Origin of the sequence: Saccharopolyspora sp. ASAGF58, assembly GCF_012277335.1 — a bacterium.
Lineage (GTDB): Bacteria > Actinomycetota > Actinomycetes > Mycobacteriales > Pseudonocardiaceae > Saccharopolyspora > Saccharopolyspora hattusasensis.
Window position 1 is genome coordinate 920,257 of the sequence record NZ_CP040605.1, and the last position, 22,277, is coordinate 942,533.

General features: G+C 70.7%; 23 protein-coding genes. 11 read left to right on the forward strand and 12 right to left on the reverse strand.

Going from position 1 to position 22,277, the window contains the following annotated elements:
* Positions 1 to 9: 9 nt before the first annotated feature.
* The 3 genes from FDZ84_RS04035 to FDZ84_RS04045 all read right to left on the reverse strand — a co-directional run bounded on the left by FDZ84_RS04035 (position 10) and on the right by FDZ84_RS04045 (position 3,318).
* Positions 10 to 984, reverse strand: a complete 975-nt coding sequence (locus FDZ84_RS04035) for an ABC transporter permease (RefSeq protein ID WP_168584775.1) — start codon at positions 982 to 984, stop codon at positions 10 to 12.
* On the reverse strand, positions 981 to 2,552 hold the full coding sequence (locus tag FDZ84_RS04040) for an ABC transporter substrate-binding protein (RefSeq protein WP_246868782.1): 1,572 nt from the start codon (positions 2,550 to 2,552) through the stop codon (positions 981 to 983). The genes FDZ84_RS04035 and FDZ84_RS04040 overlap by 4 nt, the downstream gene beginning before the upstream one ends.
* Positions 2,553 to 2,691: 139 nt before the next feature.
* Positions 2,692 to 3,318, reverse strand: a complete 627-nt coding sequence (locus FDZ84_RS04045) for a GntR family transcriptional regulator (protein WP_168584777.1) — start codon at positions 3,316 to 3,318, stop codon at positions 2,692 to 2,694.
* A 229-nt stretch (positions 3,319 to 3,547) separates the two neighbouring features.
* Between FDZ84_RS04045 and FDZ84_RS04050 the strand changes: the two genes are divergently transcribed.
* The 3 genes from FDZ84_RS04050 to FDZ84_RS04060 all read left to right on the forward strand — a co-directional run bounded on the left by FDZ84_RS04050 (position 3,548) and on the right by FDZ84_RS04060 (position 5,300).
* Entirely contained in the window at positions 3,548 to 4,339 is a 792-nt protein-coding gene (locus FDZ84_RS04050) for a carbon-nitrogen hydrolase family protein (RefSeq protein WP_168584778.1), read from the forward strand.
* Between the two features lie 251 nt (positions 4,340 to 4,590).
* Positions 4,591 to 5,166: a Uma2 family endonuclease gene (locus tag FDZ84_RS04055; protein WP_246868783.1), complete on the forward strand. Its 576-nt coding sequence runs from the start codon at positions 4,591 to 4,593 to the stop codon at positions 5,164 to 5,166.
* On the forward strand, positions 5,163 to 5,300 hold the full coding sequence (locus FDZ84_RS04060; RefSeq protein WP_168584779.1) for a hypothetical protein: 138 nt from the start codon (positions 5,163 to 5,165) through the stop codon (positions 5,298 to 5,300). The genes FDZ84_RS04055 and FDZ84_RS04060 overlap by 4 nt, the downstream gene beginning before the upstream one ends.
* Here the strand turns inward: FDZ84_RS04060 and nadC are convergent, their stop codons facing one another.
* From nadC to nadA, 3 genes are read right to left on the reverse strand one after another with little or no spacing between them, the layout of a single operon-like run.
* Positions 5,301 to 6,149 carry a carboxylating nicotinate-nucleotide diphosphorylase gene (gene nadC / locus FDZ84_RS04065; RefSeq protein ID WP_168584780.1) on the reverse strand — a complete coding sequence of 283 codons (849 nt, stop codon included), beginning with the start codon at positions 6,147 to 6,149 and terminating at the stop codon, positions 5,301 to 5,303.
* Positions 6,146 to 7,750: an L-aspartate oxidase gene (locus FDZ84_RS04070; RefSeq protein WP_168584781.1), complete on the reverse strand. Its 1,605-nt coding sequence runs from the start codon at positions 7,748 to 7,750 to the stop codon at positions 6,146 to 6,148. Before FDZ84_RS04070 ends, nadC begins: the two co-directional genes overlap by 4 nt.
* On the reverse strand, positions 7,747 to 8,763 hold the full coding sequence (gene nadA / locus FDZ84_RS04075) for a quinolinate synthase NadA (protein ID WP_168584782.1): 1,017 nt from the start codon (positions 8,761 to 8,763) through the stop codon (positions 7,747 to 7,749). Before nadA ends, FDZ84_RS04070 begins: the two co-directional genes overlap by 4 nt.
* 151 nt (positions 8,764 to 8,914) lie before the next feature.
* Here nadA and FDZ84_RS04080 point away from each other — a divergent pair, with 151 nt between their 5' ends.
* The 3 genes from FDZ84_RS04080 to FDZ84_RS04090 all read left to right on the forward strand — a co-directional run bounded on the left by FDZ84_RS04080 (position 8,915) and on the right by FDZ84_RS04090 (position 11,439).
* Positions 8,915 to 9,565, forward strand: a complete 651-nt coding sequence (locus FDZ84_RS04080) for an NUDIX domain-containing protein (protein ID WP_168589787.1) — start codon at positions 8,915 to 8,917, stop codon at positions 9,563 to 9,565.
* A 63-nt stretch (positions 9,566 to 9,628) separates the two neighbouring features.
* Complete coding sequence (locus FDZ84_RS04085) at positions 9,629 to 10,306, forward strand: LON peptidase substrate-binding domain-containing protein (RefSeq protein ID WP_168589788.1); 678 nt, start codon at positions 9,629 to 9,631, stop codon at positions 10,304 to 10,306.
* A 113-nt stretch (positions 10,307 to 10,419) separates the two neighbouring features.
* A complete protein-coding gene (locus FDZ84_RS04090) occupies positions 10,420 to 11,439 on the forward strand; it encodes a hypothetical protein (RefSeq protein WP_168584783.1) in 1,020 nt (339 codons plus the stop codon).
* A 93-nt stretch (positions 11,440 to 11,532) separates the two neighbouring features.
* Here FDZ84_RS04090 and FDZ84_RS04095 read toward each other — a convergent pair whose 3' ends face one another.
* Positions 11,533 to 12,153 carry a DUF2567 domain-containing protein gene (locus FDZ84_RS04095; protein WP_210435421.1) on the reverse strand — a complete coding sequence of 207 codons (621 nt, stop codon included), beginning with the start codon at positions 12,151 to 12,153 and terminating at the stop codon, positions 11,533 to 11,535.
* Positions 12,154 to 12,305: 152 nt separating this feature from the next.
* Between FDZ84_RS04095 and FDZ84_RS04100 the strand changes: the two genes are divergently transcribed.
* On the forward strand, positions 12,306 to 14,297 hold the full coding sequence (locus tag FDZ84_RS04100) for an arabinofuranosyltransferase (protein WP_246868784.1): 1,992 nt from the start codon (positions 12,306 to 12,308) through the stop codon (positions 14,295 to 14,297).
* On the opposite strand, the gene FDZ84_RS04105 is transcribed toward FDZ84_RS04100, so the two are convergent.
* Positions 14,281 to 14,586 (reverse strand): hypothetical protein, encoded by a 306-nt coding sequence (locus tag FDZ84_RS04105; RefSeq protein WP_168584784.1) that lies wholly within the window; start codon positions 14,584 to 14,586, stop codon positions 14,281 to 14,283. The genes FDZ84_RS04100 and FDZ84_RS04105 overlap by 17 nt on opposite strands.
* 196 nt (positions 14,587 to 14,782) lie before the next feature.
* The gene (locus FDZ84_RS04110; protein ID WP_168584785.1) at positions 14,783 to 15,997 is read right to left on the reverse strand and encodes a cytochrome P450; all 1,215 of its coding nucleotides are present in this window, start codon (positions 15,995 to 15,997) and stop codon (positions 14,783 to 14,785) included.
* Positions 15,998 to 16,255: 258 nt separating this feature from the next.
* On the opposite strand from FDZ84_RS04110, the gene FDZ84_RS04115 reads away from it, so the two are divergent.
* The 4 genes from FDZ84_RS04115 to FDZ84_RS04130 all read left to right on the forward strand — a co-directional run bounded on the left by FDZ84_RS04115 (position 16,256) and on the right by FDZ84_RS04130 (position 20,282).
* The gene (locus FDZ84_RS04115) at positions 16,256 to 17,245 is read left to right on the forward strand and encodes an AsnC family protein (RefSeq protein WP_246868785.1); all 990 of its coding nucleotides are present in this window, start codon (positions 16,256 to 16,258) and stop codon (positions 17,243 to 17,245) included.
* A gap of 178 nt (positions 17,246 to 17,423) precedes the next feature.
* A complete protein-coding gene (locus tag FDZ84_RS04120) occupies positions 17,424 to 18,524 on the forward strand; it encodes an NAD(P) transhydrogenase subunit alpha (protein ID WP_168584786.1) in 1,101 nt (366 codons plus the stop codon).
* 76 nt (positions 18,525 to 18,600) lie between these two features.
* The gene (locus FDZ84_RS04125; RefSeq protein WP_168584787.1) at positions 18,601 to 18,906 is read left to right on the forward strand and encodes an NAD(P) transhydrogenase subunit alpha; all 306 of its coding nucleotides are present in this window, start codon (positions 18,601 to 18,603) and stop codon (positions 18,904 to 18,906) included.
* Positions 18,903 to 20,282 carry an NAD(P)(+) transhydrogenase (Re/Si-specific) subunit beta gene (locus FDZ84_RS04130; protein ID WP_168584788.1) on the forward strand — a complete coding sequence of 460 codons (1,380 nt, stop codon included), beginning with the start codon at positions 18,903 to 18,905 and terminating at the stop codon, positions 20,280 to 20,282. The genes FDZ84_RS04125 and FDZ84_RS04130 overlap by 4 nt, the downstream gene beginning before the upstream one ends.
* Positions 20,283 to 20,330: 48 nt before the next feature.
* Here the strand turns inward: FDZ84_RS04130 and FDZ84_RS04135 are convergent, their stop codons facing one another.
* Genes FDZ84_RS04135 through lspA form a run of 3 tightly spaced genes read right to left on the reverse strand, consistent with a single transcriptional unit; the run spans position 20,331 to position 22,250 of the window.
* Positions 20,331 to 20,630, reverse strand: a complete 300-nt coding sequence (locus FDZ84_RS04135) for a hypothetical protein (protein WP_168584789.1) — start codon at positions 20,628 to 20,630, stop codon at positions 20,331 to 20,333.
* 43 nt (positions 20,631 to 20,673) lie between these two features.
* Positions 20,674 to 21,558: an RluA family pseudouridine synthase gene (locus FDZ84_RS04140; protein WP_168589792.1), complete on the reverse strand. Its 885-nt coding sequence runs from the start codon at positions 21,556 to 21,558 to the stop codon at positions 20,674 to 20,676.
* A 41-nt stretch (positions 21,559 to 21,599) separates the two neighbouring features.
* Positions 21,600 to 22,250: a signal peptidase II gene (lspA, locus tag FDZ84_RS04145; protein ID WP_168584790.1), complete on the reverse strand. Its 651-nt coding sequence runs from the start codon at positions 22,248 to 22,250 to the stop codon at positions 21,600 to 21,602.
* Positions 22,251 to 22,277 lie beyond the last annotated feature (27 nt).

The window sequence follows — 22,277 nt, forward strand, 5'->3', positions numbered from 1 at the left end:
GCATCTTCTTCAGCCATCGGTCGCCACCCTCGGGTCTAGCACGATCGCCGCGATGTCGGCGAACAGCGAGCCGATCAGCACCGCCGCGGTGGCCACGAGCGTCAGGATTGCCAGTAGCGGGTAGTCGACCGCCGTCGCGGCGGTGACGACGGCGGCGGCCAGGCCCGGCCAGGAGAAGACCTCCTCGACCAGCACGGCTCCGGTGACTAGTTCCGGAACCCGCGCGCCGATCAGCGTGACGAACGGCAGCAGCGCGGTCGGCAGCGCGTGCCGCAGCACGACGGCGCTCTCCGCGAGGCCGCGCGCCCGCGCCCCGGTCACGTGGTCCTCGGACAGCGACGTCAGCATCGACTGCCGGACGTGCAGCACCAGCCACGGCGACTGGGAGATGCCCAGCACCAGCGCGGGCAGTGCCAGGTGCTCGGCGACCTGCCCGAACGACACCGGAGCGCCCGCGTCGGTCAGGCCCGCCACCGGCAGCCAGCCCAGCCCCAGCGAGAACACCGCGATCGACAGCAGCGCCAGCACGAACGGCGGCACGCCCTCCAGCGCGTGGCCGATGGCGGTGACGAACCGGTCGATCCAGCCACCCTGCCGCCAGGCCGCGACGGTGCCCAGCACCAGGGCGATCACCACGGCCAGCGCGAGCCCGGTCGCGGTCAGCAGGAGCGTCCACGGCAGTCGTTGCACGACGACCTGCACGACCGGCTGCCGGAACGACCGCGACACCCCGAGGTCGCCGACGAACACGCCGGTCGCCCAGTGCCAGAACTGCACCAGCACGGGGTCGTCGAGCCCCAGCCGGGCCCGCACCTGCGCGACGTCGGCCGCAGAAGCCCCGAAGAGCTCCACACCGTAGTACTGGTGGACCGGGTCAAACGGGGACGCCGCGGCCAGCACGAACACCCCGAACGCCACGACCACCAGCACCGGTACCGCGAACCCGATTCGCCGCAGCACCAACCGGCCGATCGCGCGGCTCATGCCTGCGGTTTCCAGGTCTCGACGTTCCACCACGGGCCCCAGGTGGTCCCGTGCACGTGCGGCTCGACCGGCGGTTGGTAGCCGGACCACTTGCCGTCGCGCATCACGTAGCTGTGGTCGATGAACGCCAGGTACACCAGGCCCGGGTCGGCGACGTAGGCGCGCTGCGCCTGCTTGTAGAACTCCGCCCGCTTCGCCTGGTCCACCTCCTGCCGGCCGCCGTCGAGCGCGGCGTCCACCTCGGCGTTGCGGTACTGGCCCGGGTTGTTGTAGGTGCCGGTGCCGATGACCGAGGAGTGCAGGCTGGTGTAGACCTGCGGGTCGGGGTCGATGGTGTTGCCGCCGCCGAGAACAATCCCGTCGGTTGCCAGCCGAGCGGGCACGGCCGAGCGGTCCACCCCGGCGAGCTCGACCTGGATGCCGACCGCCTTGGCGTCGGAGGCGAACGCGCGGGCGAGGTCCTTGCGGAGGCTGTCGTCGGCGAAATACATCACGGTGAACTGGGCGCGGACGCCGTCCCGCTCCCGGATGCCGTCGCCGCCGACCCGCCAACCGGCCTCGTCGAGCAGCTTCCTGGCGCGCTCGGGATCGAAGTCGAAGCGGGCCGTGGGCTCGAAGTCGGCACCCATCGACTCCGGGATCGGCGCGTAGGCCGGCGTTCCGTGCCCGCCCTGCAAGCCCTGGATCATGCCCTCGCGGTTGACCGCGAGGTTCAGCGCGAGCCGCACGGCTCGGTCGCCGGCGACCGGGTGCGTGTTGGGCAGCGCGATGCTGCGGAAGTCGGCGGTGCGGTGGTGCACCGTCCGGTAGCCGTCGCGGCCGACGCTCTCGGCCAGCACCGGCGGCAGCACGGTGCCGTCGAACTCGCCGGAGGCCAGGCGCTGGGCGCGGGTGTTGTCGTCCTTGGCGAAGACGACGGTGACCTTGCCGACGGCGGGCGCACCGGCCCAGTAACCGGGGTTGGCCTCCCAGGTCATCTGGTCGCCCTGGCGCCATTCGACGAGCTTGTAGGGCCCGGTGCCGACCGGCTTGGTGTTGAGCGGGGAGCTCTCCTGCGACTTCGGCTCGGCGAGCTGCTCGTTCGGCATGATGCCGAGCACCAGTTTCGACGGCCAGGCGGCGTAGGGGATCTTGAGGTCGAACCGCACGGTGTGCGGGTCGAGCGCGCGGACGTCGGCGAGCATGTCGAAGTCCGAGGACACCGTCGAGGCGTAGGCGGGGTCGATCGCTGCCTGGTAGGTGGCGACGACGTCTTCGGCGTCGAAGGGCGTGCCGTCGTGGAAGCGGACGCCGTCGCGGAGCTTGACCGTCCAGGTCTTGGCGTCGGGCGTGGATTGCGGTGCCTCGCCGGCCAGCGCGGGGCGCAACGCGGACTGGCCGTCGAAGGCCAGCAGACCGTCGTAGAACTTCGCGGCACCCTCCACGCCGTAGCCCAGCAGCGGGTTCAGGCTATCCGGCTCGTAGCCGTCGGCGAGCAGCATCGACCGGGGGTCACCGGTGCCCGGCGCGGTCGGCGCGGCGCACCCCGCCCCGAGCAGGCCCAGGGCGACCGGCACAGCGACGAACAAAGCACGACGTTTCAGCACTCCTGAACAATAGGTGCTATTGCAAGTTTTTCTCAATAAGTTGAGATCTTGCTCGCCCCCCGTGAGCGTTTTCGGGTGCCAGGGCCCCCGAAAACGCTCACGGGCCCTGAGCAGCTCGGCCTCAGCCCGCCAGCAGGACCTGCTGCGTCGCGGACAGGTGCTCGGTGATCGCCGCAGCCGAGGCCTCCGCGTCGCCCGCGGCGAGCGCGGCCACGATCGCCTCGTGCTCGACGAGCACCGCCTTGCGCCGCCCGCCGCTGCTGAACAGCGCGACGATGCCCGCGCGGATCTGGCGTGCCCGCAACGCGTCGTAGGTCTTGCTGAGCATGTCGTTGCCGACCGCGCACACCAGCGTGGCGTGGAACCGGTGGTCGCGGTCGATGAACGCGCGGGCCTGGTCGTCGCCGCTGAGCTCGCGCTGGGCCGCCAGTTCGGCGCGCATCTGCTCCACCGGCACCGCGTCCAGCTCGATGGCGCGGCGGGCGGCGTAGCACTCGATCATCGCGCGGATCTCGAAGAGCTCGCGGATCTCCCGGCCGCCGACCGGGGCGATGTAGGCGCCGCGCTTGGGCACCAGCTGCACCAGTTCCTCGGCGGCGAGCAGCAACAGGGCCTCGCGGATGGGCGTTCGGGACACCCCGATCTCGTCGGCCAGCGCCTGTTCGTTGACGAACTGCCCCTGCATCGCGGGGTCGCTGAGCACCGTGTCCTTGAGATGGTCGTAAGCCAGTTCTCGTCCCGACGGCAACGAAGACCCCCTGTGTGAATCTAGCCGATGCATATCGCTGGTATACAAAAATGGTAACGGGTGAGCGCTGGAGAGTGTTCGTTGTCTTCGAAGCGGCGCGGCCACTTGGCCTCGTCACTCGCACCGCCGCGGGTTCTCAGGCGGCGTCTGAGGTTCCGCCACATGCACCGCCACATGCACCGCCACGCAAAACGAGTTTGGAAAAGTCCCTGGAAGGATGGTTGTGGTTATGCGGATCGCTTTGTGCCAGATCTTGTCCGGCCCGGACCCCAAGGCAAACCTGGAACTCGTGGCCGACGGCGTCCGGAAAGCCGCCGAGGCGGGTGCCGACCTCGCGGTGTTCCCGGAGGCGACGATGGCCTGCTTCGGGATCAAGCTCGGGCCGCTGGCCGAGCCCCTGGACGGGCCGTGGGCCACCGAGGTGCGGCGGCTCGCCGAGGAAGCCGGCATCGCGGTCGTGGCGGGTATGTTCACGCCCACCGAGGACGGCCGGGTGACAAACACGCTGCTGATCACCGGCCGCGGCCTGGACACCTCCTACGACAAGATCCACCTGTTCGACGCCTTCGGCTTCGCCGAGTCGAACACCGTCGCGCCGGGCGCGCAGCCGGTGGTGGTGGACCTCGACGGCACCAAGATCGGCCTAACGACCTGCTACGACGTGCGGTTCCCCGGCCTGTTCACGACGCTCGCCGACCAGGGCGCGTCGGTGATCGTCACCTCGGCGTCCTGGGGTTCCGGCGAGGGCAAGCGCGAGCAGTGGGAGCTGCTGGTGCGCGCCCGCGCGCTGGACTCGACGTCGTGGGTGGTGGCCTGCGGCCAGGCCGACCCGCGCAGCATCGGCCGGGAGCCGAGCGGCAAGGCCCCGACGGGCATCGGCTACAGCCTCGTCGCCACCCCGCTTGGCCAGGTGCACGCCCAGCTCGCCGACGCCCCCGAGGTCCGGGTCGTCGACATCGACCCGGCGGCGGTCGACCAGGCCCGCCAAGCGGTCCCGGTCCTCGCAAACCGCCGCTTCTGACGCGATCGTCCCGAGGCGAAGGGCACCTTCTGCCGACTCGCGCGGCTGCCGACTCGCGCGGCCTGCACAGTGCTCACCAGTACCTCACCCCAATCAGCTCCAGCCATGACCAAATCATCCCAGTCATCCACAGTACGAACACCGTTGGTAGCATTACGTAACTCCAGGTGAAGGAATCGTCGCGCGAGGTCCCCGGCGACGAGGCGCTACAGCTACGCTGGTCCAGTACCCGTAGGGAGAGGGGCTCGACAATGACCGCACTTCCTGACTGGATGGCGCTACCACCGGAGGGGCTGAGCGCCGCGGAGTACGAGGCGCTGCCCGAAGAAGTGTGCCGCCGCATCGAGATTGTCGATGGAGCCATCGTCGTGACTCCTGCCCCCCGTCGCTCGCATCAGATCATCGCACGGCGTCTCGCGAACGAACTTGAGCTCGCCGCTGGACCCGAGCTCACCGTTGCCACGGATGTCGATCTGCGACTGCGGGACGTGCCGCTGCTCAACCGCAGACCAGACGTCGTCGTGTACGACTCCGCCTTGCCGGAGGACGCCGACCTTCGTCCCCAGCACTGCCTGCTGGTCGTCGAGGTGATGTCACCGGGCTCGGTCACCGCCGACCAGACCGACAAGCCCGCCGAGTACGCCGCTGCGGGCATCGAACACTTCTGGCGTATCGAACGCGACCGCCAAGACGACCGGCGTTTGACTGCGTTCCGCTACCGCCTCGATCCCACGACCCGGACTTACGCACCCTCCGGGGTCGACACCGACAAGCTGGCGGTGTCTGACCCCGTCGAGTTGCGCATCGACTTCGAATCGCTGCTGTGACCGAGCACGACGCGCTGGGTGGGGCCGACACGCTTCGGCGCGGCCTTGAGCACAATGAGTGGCACCGCACTCATCGGGCACTCGTCGAGCAGTGGGACGCGGACCTGTTCAGCGAGGCCTTCGCTACCGAGTGACTACATGTCCAGGCCGAGGTCGAGGGCCGGGGAGGAGTGGGTCAGGCCTCCTACCGCCAGGTACTGGACTCCCGTTTCCGCGTAGGCGCGGGCCACGTCGAGGGTCAGGCCTCCCGATGCTTCGAGTTCCGTGGCCGGCGACGTCTCCCGGACCCGGCGGACCGCTTCCGCGCACTGCTGCGGGGTGAAGTTGTCCAGCAGGACCAGCGCCACGTCCTCCGCCAGCACCTCATCGAGTTCGTCCAGCGTGGACACCTCGACCTCCATCGGCAGGTCCGGCGCGTGCTCGCGGCAGGCCCGCACCGCCGCCCCCGCCGAGCCCGCCGCCACCACGTGGTTGTCCTTGATCAGCACCGCGTCGCCGAGGCCCATCCGGTGGTTGACCCCGCCGCCGCAGCGGACCGCGTACTTCTGCAGCTCCCGCAGGCCCGGCAGCGTCTTGCGGCTGTCCCTGATCCGGCAGCCCGTGCCCGCGACCGCCTCGACCCACGCCGCGGTCGCGGTCGCGATGCCCGACAGGTGGCACAGCAGGTTCAGCGCCGTGCGTTCCGCCGTGAGCAGGCCGCGGACCGGGGCTTTCACCCGCAGCACGCACTCGCCGGGCGCCAGCACATCACCGTCGGAACGCTCGGAGAGCACGGCGTAGGCGCCCGCGCCCAGCACCTCGTCGAGCACGAGGCGCACCAGCGGCAGGCCCGCGACCACCCCGGCCCGGCGGGTGTTGAACCCGGCCTCGGCTATCGCGCCGACCGGGACCGTCGCCTCGGTCGTCGCGTCCGGCCCGTAGCGCAGGTCCTCGGCCAGCCCCGTGCGGACGACCTCGCGAGCCTTCTCCAGATCGATGCTCATGCCGCTGTCCTCGCAATCCCGGCCGCGGTGTGGATGAGGCACCCCGAGGCGTCCAGCCGGAGCACCGTACTGCGCCGCCAACGCAGGTCGTCGGTGTCCGGGAAATCCGTTCGGCGGTGGCAGCCGCGCGACTCGGCGCGTTGCCTGGCCGCCGCCAGCAGCGCCTGCGCGGTCAGCGCCAGCGACGAGTCCTCGACCGCCTGTCGAGTCCGAAGTGGACGGACGATGGCCGCCCGGTCCAGGATCCGGGTCGCTTCCGCGAGCCCCTCGTCGTCGCGCCCGATGCCGGCGTAGCGGCTCATCGTGCGCTGCAGCAGCTCCCGGTCGACCACCGCCATCGCCGGTTGCACCGCCGCACCGGGGGCCTTGCGGTTCAGCAGCCCGCAGCACAGGTCCTTGGCCACCGCCTCGGCCGCGCGCCCGCCGGCCACGAGGCCTTCCAGGAGGCTGTTGGACGCCAGCCGGTTTGCGCCGTGCAGCCCGGTGCACGCGACCTCACCGGCGGCGTAGAGCCCGGCCACGGTCGTTCGACCATCCACACTGGACACCACGCCGCCGCACGAGTAGTGCGCGGCGCTGGCCACCGGGATCGGCTCGCGGACCGGGTCGATGCCGGCCGCCTGGCACGCCGCGTACACCGTCGGGAACCGCTCGACGAACCCCGGACCGATGCTCGTCGCGTCGAGGAACACGTGCTCCGCGCCGGTTTCGGCGGCCCGCTTGTTGATCGCCGCGGACACGACATCGCGCGGGGCGAGGTCGGCCAGCGGGTGCTCCCCCTCCATCACGCGCCGCCCGTGCACGTCGACGAGCACCGCGCCTTCCCCGCGCACCGCCTCGGTGATCAGCGGCCGCCGCCCTCGCGGCCCACCCGGTGTGTAGAGCACCGTCGGGTGGAACTGCACGAACTCCAGGTCCGCGACGGACGCACCGGACCGCAGCGCGAGCGCGATACCGTCCGCAGTGGACACTTCGGGGTTCGTGGTGGCGGAGTAGAGCTGGCCGAGGCCGCCGGTGGCCAGCAGCACCGCCGGGGCGTGCAGCACGCCCGGCCTGCTCTCGGAGTCCATCGCCAGCGCCCCGACGACGGCGCCGCTGTCGCCGCGCAGCAGCTCTACGACGCAATGCTGCTCCAGCACCGGAATCCCGCCGCCGCGCACGGCTTCGGACAACGCGCGCTGCACCTCTGCACCGGTCGCGTCGCCGCCGGAGTGGATCACGCGGAACGCGCTGTGCCCGCCCTCGCGGGTCCGCGCCAGCTCACCGTCCGCGCGCAGGTCGAAGCGGGCACCCGCCGCGCGCAGCCGCGCGATCGCCTCGGCACCGTCGGCGAGGATGTCCCGCACCGCCGGGCGCGAGCACAGTCCGGCGCCGGCGGTCAGCGTGTCCTCGACGTGTTTGCGCAGGCTGTCGCCCGGGTCGAGCTCGTCCGGCCGGACCACGGCGATGCCGCCCTGCGCCCAGCTCGTGTTGCCTGCCGACGCGCTGTCCTTGCTAACCACCAGCACCCGCAGGCCCAGCTCGCGGGCCCGCAGCGCCGCCGTCAGGCCGGCGACGCCGGTGCCGACGACGAGTAAGTCCGCACCTGCTTCCCAGCTCATTCGCCGCCTCCGGGCTTGCCGATGGCGATCATCCGCTCGACCGAGGCCCGCGCCCGGTCGGCGACGTCCTTCGGCACGTGCACCTCGTCGGCGCCTTCGCGCAGGCAGCGCAGCAGGGCCGCCGGGGTGATCATCTTCATGTAGCGGCAGGACGCGCGGTCGTTGACCGCCCGGAAGTCGATCTCGGGTGCGGCGCGGCGCAACTGGTGCAGCATGCCGACCTCGGTGGCCACCAACACCGAGCGGGCGCCGGTCTCCTTCGCCGCGGTCAGCATGTCGCCGGTGGAAAGGATCTTCACCCGTTCCTTGGCGACGGTGCCCTCACCGGCCAGGTAGAGGGCCGAGGTCGCGCACCCGCACTCGGGGTGGATGAACAGGTCGGCGTCCGGGCTGGCCGCCGCCCGCTCGGCGAGCTCGGTCCCGTTGATCCCGGCGTGCACGTGGCACTCCCCGGCCCAGATGTGCAGGTTCTCCCGGCCGGTTTCGCGCCTGACGTGCGCGCCCAGGAACTGGTCCGGGCAGAACAGCACCTCGCGGTCCGCCGGGATGGAGCGGACCACGTCCACCGCGTTCGACGAGGTGCAGCAGATGTCCGTCTCCGCCTTCACGTCGGCGGTGGTGTTCACGTAGGACACCACGACGGCGCCCGGGTGCTCGGCCTTCCAGGCCCGCAGCTGGTCGGCGGTGATCGAGTCGGCCAGCGAACATCCCGCCCGCGCGTCCGGGATGAGCACCGTCTTGTCCGGACCGAGGATCTTCGCCGTCTCGGCCATGAAATGCACGCCGCAGAAGACGATCGTGCCTGCGGAGCTGTTCGCCGCGATACGGCTCAGCGCCAGCGAATCGCCGGTGTGGTCGGCGACGTCCTGGATCTCCGGAAGCTGGTAGTTGTGCGCCAGCAGCACGGCGTCCCGTTCGTCGGCCAGCTTGCGCACCTCGCGCGCCCATTCGGCGGTGGGTGCCACCCCGGTGTAACCGGCGTCGGTCCGCTCCCAGGTTGCAGTCGCGGCCATGTCGTCCTCCTCGCCGGACCTCCGGGAGAACTCGCCCGGAAGCTCCGCTAGCACCCCGGATCAAGCTCCCCGAGGTTTTCGCCTTAGAATCGAAAACGTGACACATCCTAACACCGCGAGCTGTGCGGACAAGGGCGACGCTCGTCACGAAGTGCTCGCCGGCGTCCTCCAGGTACGCGACGACCGACTGCAGGTGCTGCTCTGGCAACGCGCACAGGAACCAGACGTGCACCGCTGGTCACTGCCCGGCGGGCGGCTGGCCGCCACCGAGGACGTGGAGACATCGATCCGGCGGCAGCTGGCCGAGAAGGTCGACGTGCACAAGCTGACCCACGTCGAGCAGCTCTCGGTGTTCAGCAGCCCGGGCCGGGTGCCCAGCCGCCGCGTCGTCGCCACCGCCTTCCTCGGGCTGGTGCCCTCCGACATCGACCCCGAGATCCCCGCCGACACGGCGTGGCATCCGGTCGACGCGCTGCCGCCGACCGCCTTCGACCACGAGCTGATCGTGCTGGCCGCGCGGGACCGGCTGCGCGCCAAGCTGTCCTACACGAACATCGGTTTCGCGCTGGCCCCCGCCGAGTTCACCGTCTCGGAGCTGCGCCGGATCTACTCCGCCGCGCTCGGCTACCAGGTCGCGGCGACCAACCTGCAGCGCGTGCTGTCCCGGCGCGGCGTGCTAGAACCCACCGGCCGCACGGTGCCCGCGGGTCCGGCCGGCGGCCGCCCTCCCGCGCTGTTCCAGTTCACCTCCCGGGATCTGCAGGTCACCGACCCCTTCGCAGTGTTCCGGCCCCCGAGCTGAAGGGAGTGCATCCATTCCTTGAACACTGCTTCCGGGGCATTCGCGACGTAGGTTTGGGGCGTGATGAACGTGCTGCCGCTCTTCCCGCTCGGTTCCGCCCTGCTGCCGGGCAGCCACCTGCCCTTGCACATCTTCGAGCCGCGCTACCGGCAGCTGGTCACCGATCTCGTCGGCGAGGACCTGCCACACCGCCGGTTCGGCGTGGTCGCCATCCGGCAGGGCTGGGAAACCGGCGAGGACAACGTTGATTCGATGTACGACGTCGGCTGCTCCGCGCTGCTGGACCAGGTTCGGCAGCTGCCCGGCGGGCGGTATGACGTCAGCGCCAACGGGGAGCGCCGGTTCCGGCTGCTACAGATCGACCGGAGCGCGGCGCCGTACCTGATGGCCGACATCGAATGGCTGCCGGACACCGCCCCGGAGAACGACTCACCGGCGCGCCGCGAGCACCTGACGACCGCCGCCCGCGCGGCGTACCAGCGCTACCACGACACCGGATTGCGCGGCGGGCAGCGCGAAGCCCCGGCCGAGGACACCGACGCCGCGACGCTTTCGTACCTGCTGGCCGACGATTGCGTGCTGACCGTGGAGGACCGGCAGAAGCTGCTCGAAGAAACCGACCCCCTGGAGCGGCTGCGCAACATCCGGCGGCTGCTGCTGCGGGAAACCGAGTTCCTCCGCGAACTTCGCGCGGTTCCGGCGCCCCTGACGGATTTCGCCCAGCACACCAGCGTGAACTGAGCGGGACGATGCACGGCTGGTCCCACGCGCGGTGCGAGCTGCGTGCGGCTGCGCCGCTTCGAAGGCGAAAGACGTGGCGCTGGGGTGTCTTGCGGCATCGATAGGATCTCCGCATGTCGTCACCTGGTAATTGGGGCTCCAACGAGTACGGGCACTACGATCCGAACACCAGGCAGCCCGGCGCATCGGGGTCCCAGCCCGGCATGCAGTACCAGGGTTTCGGCACGTTCTCCCAGCCCCAGCCCCAGCAGCCGCCCCAGCAGCCGCCCCAGCAGCCGCCGCAGTCGCCACCGCCGCCACCGCCGCCCCAGCAGCAGCCCTATCCCGGCATGGTCAGCGGCTACCCGGCGCAGCCCGCGCCGACCCCGCCGGGGAAGAGCCGCGGGCCGATGATCGCGGCGATCGCGCTCGCCTCGGTGGCCGTGATCGCGATCGTCACCACGATCGTCGTGCTCAGCACCTCCGACGGCGGATCGCAGGCGGCACCGCCGCCGCCCGCGGTAACCAGCACGCCGTCCAAGCCGACCACCAGCGCGACGTCCGCCGCGCCGCCGACGGCGGCCAACCCGCAGCTGACGCCGCTGGTGCCCGGCTGGCAGGTGGCGACGGTGCCGAAGCGGGGCGCGGTCTACGACGTGCCGATGAACTGGAAACTGGACTCCAACCCGGAGGGCGTGCACGGCTTCGGCCCGCCCGACGACCCGGTGACGATGACCGGCGTGGCCGAGTACCAGAAGGGCTTCTGCACCGGCGCTCCGACCAGCTACCGGGCGGTCTCGGGCGCGACCGCCCGCAGGGGCCCGGACGACACCGCGGTGGCCACCGAAACGCTGCGGAAGTTCGCCGCGGTGGCCTACACGCGCGCCGGCCAGGCACCCGTGGTCCTGCCGGGCCCGCCGGAGCAGCTGCAGCTCGCCGGCGGTGTTCCTGCCGTCCGGATCACCGCCCAGATCACGATGCCATCTCCCGAGACCTGCGACTCCGCGACGGTCGCGGTCAGCGTGCTCGCCACCAACAACGACGGCCAGAGCTCGGTGGTCTTCATCGCCGCGTCCGATCAGAACGTCCCGGATTCGGTTCCGGTCGACACGCTGAAGCAGATCACCCAGTCCTTCCGCGGCGCCCCGAAGTGATCGGCGGGAACATTCCCACTGGTCAGCGCCCGTGAGTGATTTTGGGTGCCATAGCGCCCGAAAACGCTCACGGGACCTGGCCAGCGGAAACGCTTATCCGAGGCGGCGGCCCAGGTCGTCGAGGCCGTTCCAGGAGGCGGCGAGGCCGTAGCCGAGCGCAAAGGCCAACGGCTGCACCAGCAGCACCCAGTAGGTGCCGACCTCCGGGGCGACCGTGATCAGGTCGCCCAGCTGCGGGTTCGCCGGCATCGCGTACAGCCCGCCGACGAACGACGCGCCCAGCTGCACGCCCAGCCAGGACGCGACCACCGACCCGAGTGCACCCGCGATGAGCAGCACCGGGCCGCGCCGCCTGCGCACCAGCCACAGCACCGAGGACGTCAGCAGTCCGGCGGCGAAGGCGAGCAGCGCGAAGATCGCGATCGCGTCGAAGCCGTGGTAGCCCTCCACCAGCAGCGGGGTCAGCCTGCCCTGCAGGCCGAGCACGCTCTCCTGCGGCGGCGCCAGCCGCGACCACAACCAGCCGATCGGCAGGCCCAGCAGCGAGATCAGCGATACCAAGCTCACCGCGGGCAGCAGGTCTGCCTTGACCACCACGCGGGGCGGCGGCGCGACCAGCTGCGGAGCCACCGGTTCCGCCTCGGCTCCGGCCGCGGCTTCGATCCGCTCCGGGGCGGCGCGCGTGCCGCCGGGCTCCACCGGGCTGTCCGCCACCCGCCAACCTCCTACCGGCTGCCACGACCGTTCTGCTGCGTCACCCTAGCGCTCCAACGCCGCGTGCCCGCATCACCCGAGGGCGGGGTGCGCAGCGCACATCAACTATTCTGCGCGAGCCCCCATGTCAGCTACGCCGAAGGACGCGCGAAGTGGCGGGAATCCTGCCGAGTCCGCTGTTGACCGGACCGAGCCCGATCGACGAACCGCGCCGGGCTTCGGCCGTTCGGCTACCGCTGCGCAGCACCGTCGTCGAGCTGCTGCTCAGCGCGTTCGTCGCGGCGGTCGTGAGCCTGGTGCTGCAGTTCGGCATCGCCCGGCTGAGCATCAGCGAGCCCAGCTTCGCCCCGGAAGCGCTCGCGGCCACCAGCAGCGCGCTGGTGCTGGCCCTGCTGTTCCTGCTGCTGGCGTTCGGACATCGCCGCTCGCCGCGCTGGCTGCGATTGTTCGGCGCCTGGGTAGCGCTCAGCGCGTTCAGCACGTTCGCGCTCGCGATCCCCTTGCAGGCCACCAGGTTCTACTACGGCGGCTCGTCCGTGGACAACGGGTTCCGCCTGCAGTACATGACCCGGATGGCCAGCACCCCGGGCCTGGCCGACCTGAACTACGCCGACACCGCTCCGTACTACCCGGGCGGCTGGTTCTGGCTGGGCGGCCGGTTCGCCAACCTCATCGGCTGGGAGGGCTGGGCGGCGTACAAGCCGTACGCGCTGGCCTGGGTGGCGGTGACCACAGTCGTCGCGTTCACGCTGTGGAGCGTCGTGGTGCGGCGCCGGCTGGCGCTGCTCGCCGCGGTCGTGACGGGGCTGGCCGGGATGCTGCACGGCATCGAGGAGCCCTACGCCTGGCCGTCGGCGGCGTGGCTGGCACCGATCGCCGTACTGGCCTGGCACGCGCTGCGCCGCCGGGACCACGCTCCACGGTGGACACTCGTCTGCATCGGCGGCTACGTCGGTTTCGCGGCCATCACCTACACCCTGCACTTCGGGTTCGCGGTGCTGATGGTCGTGCTGATGGCGGTCATCACCGGAGTGTTCCGGGTGCACCAGGGGGAACGGCTGTGGCCGACGGTGCGGCAGCTGTTCCTGCGGCTGCTGCCGATCGGCATCGTCAGCCTGGTCATCGCGCTGCTGGTCTGGCTGCCCTACCTGCTCTCCACCCACTTCCTGCTGGCCAACCCGCGCAGCGCGGCGCAGCACTACCTGCCCGAGGACGGCGCGTTCCTGCCGGTGCCGATGATGGAAGGCACCGCGTTCGGGGTGCTGTGCCTGGCCGGTCTGGTGTGGCTGCTGCTGCGGTGCCGGCGCAACGAGGTCGCCGCCTCGATGCTGAGCATCGTGCTCGCGGTCTACGGCTGGTTCGTGTTGTCGACGCTGGCGCTGGTCGCCAAGACCACGCTGCTGGCGTTTCGCCTCAACGTGATCCTCGACGTGACGCTGGCCGTCGCCGGCGTCTTCGGCCTGCTGGAGCTCGTCGGCTACCTGCGGCAAAAGCTGGACACCCGGTACGCGCTGCGGATCAGCATGGTCGCCACCGCGCTCGGGCTGCTCGGCGCGATCACCATCAACCAGGGCGCGATCGGGTTGGCGCTGCAGCCGTCCGTCGAACGCGCCTACGCGGACTACTACCCCACCGGCGACAACGCGATGGGGCAGCGCGACCCGGCCAAGCCCGGCTCGTGGACCGATGATGAGATCCGTGCGATCGCCGAGCTGACCGGCCGCAAGCCGGTGGACAACGTGCTGCTCACCACCGACTACAAGCTGATGTCCTTCCAACCGTACTGGGGCTTCCAGCAGGAGACTCCGCACTACGCCAACCCGCTGGCGGACTACGAGGCGCGCGCCGCGGAGGTCCAGGAGTGGACCACCGCGAAGACCCCCGACGAGCTGCTGGGCATGCTACGCAAGAGCCGGTTCAAGACGCCCAACGTCTTCGTCCTGACCAACCCGGTGAGCCCGCACTCCGATGTGGAACTTCCGGCGGACCAGTCGGGCAAGCTGGTGCTGCAACTGAAGGGCGACGCCTTCCCGCAGCTGCCGAACGTCCGGGACTACGACGCCTACTTCGACCCGGCGGTGTTCGACTCGCCCGCCTTCGCCAAGCGCGAGGTCGGCCCCTACACCATCATCGCGCTGCGCTGACGGGTTCCGCCGCAGTGCTGCGGCGGATGCGGTAGTTCACGGCGGCCAGCGCGAGGGCGACCGACCACAGCGGCCAGAGGTAGACGGGCAGCACGATCAGCACGTCGTCGGGGCCGAACGCCTCGGTGAAGGTCTGCATCAGGAGCAACTTGGATGCCGCCATCACCAGCACGGACACCCCGAGGGCCGGTGCCACGGCGAGGTCGACCGGAACCCTCCGGCCGGCCGCCCGCGGGATCCAGCGCGGAAACCGTTCGCCCCACGGACGGATCAACCCCCAGGTGAGCACCGCGCCCCCGGTCGCCGCCGCGGCGAGCCCGAACGGAGCGAGCGTTCTTGCCTGTGGGCCAGCTTGCTCTCGGTGAGGAAGCCGCAATTTCAATGGAAATCGAAGGTCCGATTTCAATGGAAATTGCGTAGGACGGAGACGAGACGGCGTCCGGGGTTCTGCCACCTGCGCCGCCGCGCAGAACCGGGCCTGAAAATCATCGCAGGCGGACCGGGAGGCTCTGCAGGCCGTGGATCAACGTGCTGAAGCGCCACTGCACGTCGTCCAGCGAACCGGCAGCGCGGAGGTTCGGGAAGCGCTCGACCAGGTGCCGCACCGCGATCTGCGCCTCCAGGCGGGCCAGCTGCGCTCCCAGGCAGAAGTGGATGCCGTGGCCGAAGGCCAGGTGCCCGTGCGCGTCGCGGGTGATGTCGAAGCGGTCCGGCTCGGGGAAGCGGTCCGGGTCGTTGTTCGCCGACGCCAACCCCACCCAGACGATCTCGCCCGCCGGGATCTGCACGCCGCCGTACTCCACGGGTTCGGCGGTGTGCCGGTACGTCCCGTGCATCACCGGGCCGTCGAAGCGCAACATCTCCTCGACCGCGGCGGGCACCAGCCCCGGGTCCGCCACGAGCGCCGCCCACTGGTCGGGGTTGCGCAGCAGCGCCAGCACCCCGTTCCCGATCAGGTTGACCGTCGTCTCGTGCCCGGCGACCAGCAGCAGGAACACCATCGAGACCAGTTCCGGCTCGCTGAGCCGGTCCTCGTCCTCGGTGGCCTCGATCAGCGCGGTGACCAGGTCGTCGGCGGGTTCGCGGCGCTTGGTCTCGATGAGCTGGACCAGGTACTGGGCCATCGCCATGGCGGCCTGCTCCGAATCCTCCGGTGCGTCCACCAGGGCGTTGGTCCAGGCCCGGAAATCGTCCCGGCGGCTCTCGTCCACCCCCAGCAGGTCGGAGATCACCTGTATCGGCAGCGGGAAGGCGAACGCGTCCAGCAGGTCCACTTCGGACTCCTCGGCCATCGCGTCGAGCAGCCCTGCGCTGATCTCCTCGATGCGCGAGCGCATGCCCTCCACCCGGCGTCCGGTGAACGCCTTGACCACCAGCTTGCGCAGCCGGGTGTGGTCCGGCGGGTCCATGTTCAGCATGTGCTCGAGCAGCCCGTCGACGAACTCCCGGCGGTCCACGTCCGGCGGCAGCTTCGCCTGGATCACCTCGTTCATGCGGGCGTTGTTCTTGCTCAGGCGGGGATCCGACAGCGCGGCGCGGGCATCGTCGTACCGGGTGATCACCCTGACCTCCAGGCCGTGCCCGGTGACCATGCGCTGGACGGGCGTGGCGGCCCGCATCCGGTCGGACCAGGCGTGCACGTTCTGCACGAAGTCGTGGTCGAAGACGGGAAGATCGGCGTGCGCCTCGGTGGTGGACATCGAATTCCTTTACGTTCGGCAGCGTTGACCGTGACTCCAGTGAACAGCTTTCACATTGAGCTGTCACGCCGATCTGAGAACCAGCTCAGCCAATGCGTTCCACCAGACCCATGGGCACGTTGGGCCATAGCAGCCCTTGAGTCCGATGAGCTGTGTCCTTGGTCGACGCCCGTCCCGGCGCGGTGCGGCCGGACGTGCGGGATCAAAACCACGTGCCGTTTACGCTTGGGTTGACCCGAGCGGGTAGCGTGGCACGACGTGGCTGGCCCTGATCCCGTGGACGTACGTCTGCTGAGCGTCGTCGCCGAGATGGGCCGTGCGGCGGTTCCCGAGATCGCCGGTCGGCTCGGCATGGACGTGCGTGACGTCGCTGCACGTCTTGCTGCCCTTTCCACGACGGGCCTGCCGCTGATCGTCGGCGTCGAATGCGATCCGCAGGCCATCCGCAACGCGGTCGCCGCCGCGCAGCACTGGGCGGCGCAGCAGAGCATGGCCAGCGGGCCGTACCAGGTGCCCGCGCCGGGTACCGGCGCCCACCCGGTGCAGCAGTCCGGCCCCTACCCGCAGCCGACCGGCGGCTACCCAATGCCCAGCGGCAGCTACCCAATGCCCAGCGGCGCCTACCCGGGACCCGCCTACGGCGGCCCGAGCGGCCCGCAGCCGTTCGCCCCGCAGGGTCCGCCGCCGACGTCCTTCCAGCAGCAGGCGGCCCCGCCGGGGCCGCCGAACCCGATGAACGTCTGGGGCCCACCGGGGTCGGCCGCGTGGGCGCGCGGCGACCAGCAGGGGCCGGGCGTCCAGCCCGGGCCGCCGCAGCAGCCGGTGCGCAGCGGCAAGGTGGGCACCAAGCTGGACGTCGAGGGCCTGGAAGGCGAGCGGATCACCATCCTCCTCGTGGAGGTCGTGGACCCGGCCGACTTCCTGTTCACCGCCGCGGGCTACGAGCTGCAGGACGGCGAGCGCGCGGTAGTCGTGCACACCGAGCTGACCAACCGCGGGGCGACGCCGTTCGCATCGCTGCCCGACCTGTACCTGGAGCTGATCGCCAAGGACGGCTCCGCGGTGTCGAAGGCGCCGGTGTCGCTGTCGTCCCGTCCCCCGCACCGCATCGGCGTGCAGCCGGGCGAGACCGCGGGCGGGCACACGGTGTACGTGCTGCCGGAGTCCACCGAGCTCACGACGGTGCGCTGGACGCCCCGCCCCGGGGACGAACAACGCACCCTTACCTGGGACATCACCGACCTCTGACGAGCGGTCAAGCGCGGCGACTTCGGTCCCGCTCAGCGATTTGCCGACGGTGGAACGCGGTCCAAGCCAGGCGCTCGGCCCGTAATTCTGGGACGGCCTTGCGTCTGTCCTAGTGATCCGCCGGGGCGAACGGGCGTGTGGTCTTGCGATTTGCGCTGCGGTGTGGAGAGCTGGAGTCATGACCTCTCCGGAGAGCGGTCGCACCAGCGTCGGTGTCCCACGCGAGACGATGCCCGGCGAACGCCGGGTCGCCCTCGTCCCGGGCGTGGTGGAACGGCTGTGCGCGCTGGGGCTCGGCGTCGTGGTCGAGGCCTCCGCCGGGCAGGCCGCGCTGATCCCGGACGAAGCGTTCGTCAAGGCCGGCGCGACCATCGGTGATCCCTGGTCCGCCGACGTCGTGGTCAAGGTGAATGCGCCGACCGAAGCGGAGACCGGCCGGCTGTCCCCCGGCTCGGCGCTGATCGGCTTCCTGGCGCCGTTGACCGACCCGGACATCGCCGGACGGCTGCGGGCCGCCGGGGTGCTGGGCTTCGCGCTGGAGTCGGTGCCGCGCATCTCCCGGGCCCAGTCGATGGACGCGCTGTCCTCCCAGGCCAACGTCTCGGGATACCGGGCTGTGCTGCTGGCGGCGAGCGAGTGCACCCGGTTCTTGCCGATGCTGACCACCGCGGCGGGCACCGTGAAGCCCGCGTCGGCGCTGGTGCTCGGCGTCGGGGTGGCCGGGCTGCAGGCGCTGGCGACCGCGAAGCGGCTCGGCGCCCGCACCACCGGCTACGACGTGCGACCGGAGGTCGCCGACCAGGTGCGCTCGGTGGGCGCGAAGTGGCTGGACCTGGGCGTTTCGGCGGTCGGCGAGGGCGGCTACGCCCGGGAGCTGACGACCGACGAGCGCGCCGAGCAGGCCCACCGCCTCAACGCGGCGATCGCGGGCTTCGACGTCGTGATCACCACCGCCCTGGTGCCGGGCCGGCCGGCCCCGATGCTGGTCCCCGCCGAGGCGGTGCGCCGAATGCGGCCGGGCAGCGTGATCGTCGACCTCGCGGGGGCGGCCGGCGGCAACTGCGAGCTCAGCGAGCCCGGCAGCACCGTGGTCAGTCACGAGATCACCATCGCCGCCCCGCTGAACCTCCCGGCCGCAGTGCCGGAGCACGCCAGCGAGCTCTACGCCCGGAACGTCCAGGCACTACTGGAGCTGACGCTCGTCGATGGGCGCTTCGCCCCGGACTTCACCGACGAGATCCTGGCCGCCACCTGCATCAGCCGACCGGACCCGAAATGACCTTCGACGACGAGGCGAGGGGCACCCGCCCGAGGGCCCTCGACCGACCACTTCCAGGCGAACGGGAGGAGGAGCGATGTTCCTGGCTGATCTGGCCGTTCTGGTGCTGGCGGGGTTCGTCGGCTTCGCGGTGATCTCTAAGGTGCCGAACACGCTGCACACCCCGCTGATGTCCGGCACTAACGCGATCCACGGCATCGTGCTGCTCGGCGGCGTGCTGGTGCTCGGGTCCGGTGTGGACAGTGTTGCGTCGCAGCTGCTGGCGCTGCTGGCCATCGTGTTCGGGACCATCAACGTGGTCGGCGGTTTCCTGGTCACCGACCGGATGCTGGGCATGTTCAAGCGGAAGCCGGACGCGGTGCGCAAGGGTGCCGGCAAGTGATCACGCTGCGATCGGTGCTCTACATCCTGGCGTTCGCGCTGTTCATCTACGGCCTGATGGGGCTGACCGGCCCGCGCACCGCGGTGCGGGGCAACGCCATCGCCGCGGCCGGCATGGTGGTCGCCGTCGTCGCCACGCTGCTCACCCCGGGCCTGAGCAACTGGTGGCTGATCGTGTTGGGCCTGGTGATCGGCACGGTCATCGGGGTACCGGCCGCGCGGCGGGTGAAGATGACCGCGATGCCGCAGATGGTCGCGCTGTTCAACGGCGTCGGCGGCGGCGCGGTGGCGCTGACCGCGTGGGTGGAGTTCCGGGAGACCACCGGTTTCCAGGGCGAACCCGCCAACGTGGCGATCGCGACGCTGTTCGCGGCGATCATCGGATCGATCTCGTTCTGGGGCTCGCTGGTCGCCTTCGGCAAGCTGCAGGAGATCGTGCCGGGCCGCCCGATCACCGTCGGCCGCCTGCAGATGCCGCTGAACGTGCTGCTGCTGGCCGGGGCAGTCGGCTGCGCCGTGGCGATCGGGCTGGGCGGCAGCGCCGAACTGCTGCTGGCGGCGGTGCTGGTGCTGGCGGGGCTGGCCGGGATCGCGGTGGTGCTGCCGATCGGCGGGGCCGACATGCCGGTGGTGGTGTCGCTGCTCAACGCGTTCACCGGGCTGTCCGCGGCGGCGGCCGGGCTGGCGTTGAGCAACACCGCGATGATCGTGGCGGGCATGCTGGTTGGCGCGTCCGGTTCGATCCTCACCGACCAGATGGCCAAGGCGATGAACAGGTCGATCCCGGCGATCGTGGCCGGTGGGTTCGGCGGCGGCGAGGCCGCGGCACCGGCGGTCACCGGCGGCACGGTGCGTTCGGTCAGCGCGGCGGACGTTGCGGTCCAGCTCGCCTACGCGGGTCAGGTGATCGTGGTGCCCGGCTACGGCATGGCGGTCGCGCAGGCCCAGCACGCGGTGCAGGACATGGCGAAGTTGTTGGCGGACAAGGGGGTCGTCGTCGACTACGCGATCCACCCGGTCGCGGGCCGGATGCCCGGCCACATGAACGTGCTGCTCGCCGAAGCGGACGTGCCTTACGAGCAGCTGAAGGAGATGGACGAGATCAACGACGAGTTCGCCCGCACCGACGTCGCGCTGGTGATCGGCGCCAACGACGTCACCAATCCGGCGGCCCGAACCGACCCGAACTCGCCGATCTACGGCATGCCGATCCTCAACGTCGACCAGGCGAAGGCGGTCATCGTCCTGAAGCGCTCGATGCGAGCGGGCTTCGCGGGAGTGGACAACCCGCTCTACACCGACCCGAAGACCACGATGCTCTTCGGCGACGCGAAGTCCTCGGTCCGAGAAGTGGTCGAAGAGCTCAAAGCGCTGTAGGGGTCCTGAGCCGTGAGCCTGCTGGGCCGCTACGGCTGTCCAAAAGACTCACGCGTCCTTGCCGCGGCGGAAGAAGTTCAGCGGGTTGTTGCGCTTAGGGCGTTCCGGCTTGTTGCGGCTGCGGTACTCAAGCCTCGGCCAGTCCCCCGCGTCGCCCCGCGAACCCTCCGGTTCCGGGGCGCCGTACACCGACGGCGGCGCCGTGCCGATGTCCTCCGCGCTGATGACGTCGCCGAGGTTGGTGAAACCGGTCGGCGGGGTCTGCGCGTCGGCGCCCTGGTCGACCACCGGGATGCCGGTGGGCGGCGTCGGCTCGTCCGACCCCTCGAACGATCTCGACTGTGCCATCAAGCTCCCTTGCTCGTAACAGGCTTCTGACACCGTACCCGGCTCAACCGTCCTGGTCGCGGAGCTCGTCCAGCGCGTGCTGGAGATCGGCGGGGTACTGGCTCTCGAAGGTGGCCCAGCCGCCGGACGGGTGCTCGAACGAGAGGCTTCGCGCGTGCAACCACTGCCTGGTGATGGCGAGCCGCCGGGCCAGCACCGGGTCCGCGCCGTAGGTCAGATCGCCGACGCAGGGGTGCTTGATCGCCGCGAAATGCACCCGGATCTGGTGCGTGCGCCCGGTTTCGAGCTTCACGTCCACCAGCGATGCCGCGCGGAATGCCTCCACCGTCTCGTAGTGGGTGATGCTGGGCTTGCCGCCGGTGACGACCGCGAACTTGTAATCGTGGCGCGGATGCCGGTCGATCGGCGCGTCGATGGTGCCGCGGCTCGGGTCCGGGTGCCCCTGCACCACGGCGTGGTACCGCTTGTCGACGGTGCGTTCCTTGAAGGCGCGCTTGAGCACCGAGTACGCGTGCTCGCTCTTGGCGACGACCATGACACCGGTGGTGCCGGCGTCCAGCCGGTGCACGACTCCCTGCCGTTCGGCGGCCCCGGAAGTCGCGATGCGCACGCCCGCCGCGGCGAGCCCGCCGACCACCGTCGGTCCTTCCCAGCCGGGGCTCGGGTGCACCGCGACGCCGATCGGCTTGTCCACCACGACGATGTCGTCGTCCTGGTGCAGGATCCGCAGGCCCTCTACCGGCACCGCGACGACCTGCAGCGGCTGTTGAGCCGGCGGCAGCGTCACCTCCAGCCACGCCCCGGCGGCCAACCGGTCCGACTTGCCGGCCGGGTTGCCGTCGACGAGCACGTCACCGGATTCCGTCAGCGAGGCGACGGTGCTGCGGGACAGGCCCAGCAGCTTCGAGAGGCCCGCGTCCACCCGCATGCCGTCCAGCCCCTCGGGAACCGGCAGCGTTCGGAGGTCGCTCACGACTCCGAAGCCTTCTTCTTGCGGTGCACCGTGCCGTCGTAGTCGCGGCCCAGCAGCGACATCAGCACGACCAGGATGCCGCCGCAGACGATGCACGAGTCGGCGACGTTGAACACCGGCCACACCGCGCCACCCGGCGCGAAGACCGACAGGAAGTCCACCACGTGCCCCTGCAGGGGGCCGGGGGCGCGGAAGATCCGGTCGACCAGGTTGCCGCAGGCCCCGCCGAGCACCAGGCCGAGGCCCACCGCCCAACCCGGCGAGCGCAGCTTCGGCGCCAGCCAGATGATCACCCCGACGACGGCGACCGCAAGCAGCGCGAGCAGCCACGTCATGCCGGTGGCCAGCGAGAACGCGGCACCGGGGTTACGCAGCACGTCGAGGTAGAGCAGGCCGCCGAACAGCTCGACCGGCGGGTTGCCCTCCAAGTTCGCCACGACGGCGACCTTGGTAAGGATGTCGACGCCCAGGGCCACCACGGCGACCCCGCCCAACAACCCGAGCAGCTTCCCGGACCCGCGCTTGGGCGACTGCTGCGCCGCCCCGGTCTGCGTCTCGGACGCCTGTTCTGCGGCGGTCGGCTTGGTTCCCGCCTGCTCTGCTGAGGACTCCCCCGGGGAGGACTGCTCGGTGCTCACGACCGCCATTGTCCCTGAACCCGCCCGCACCCGGTT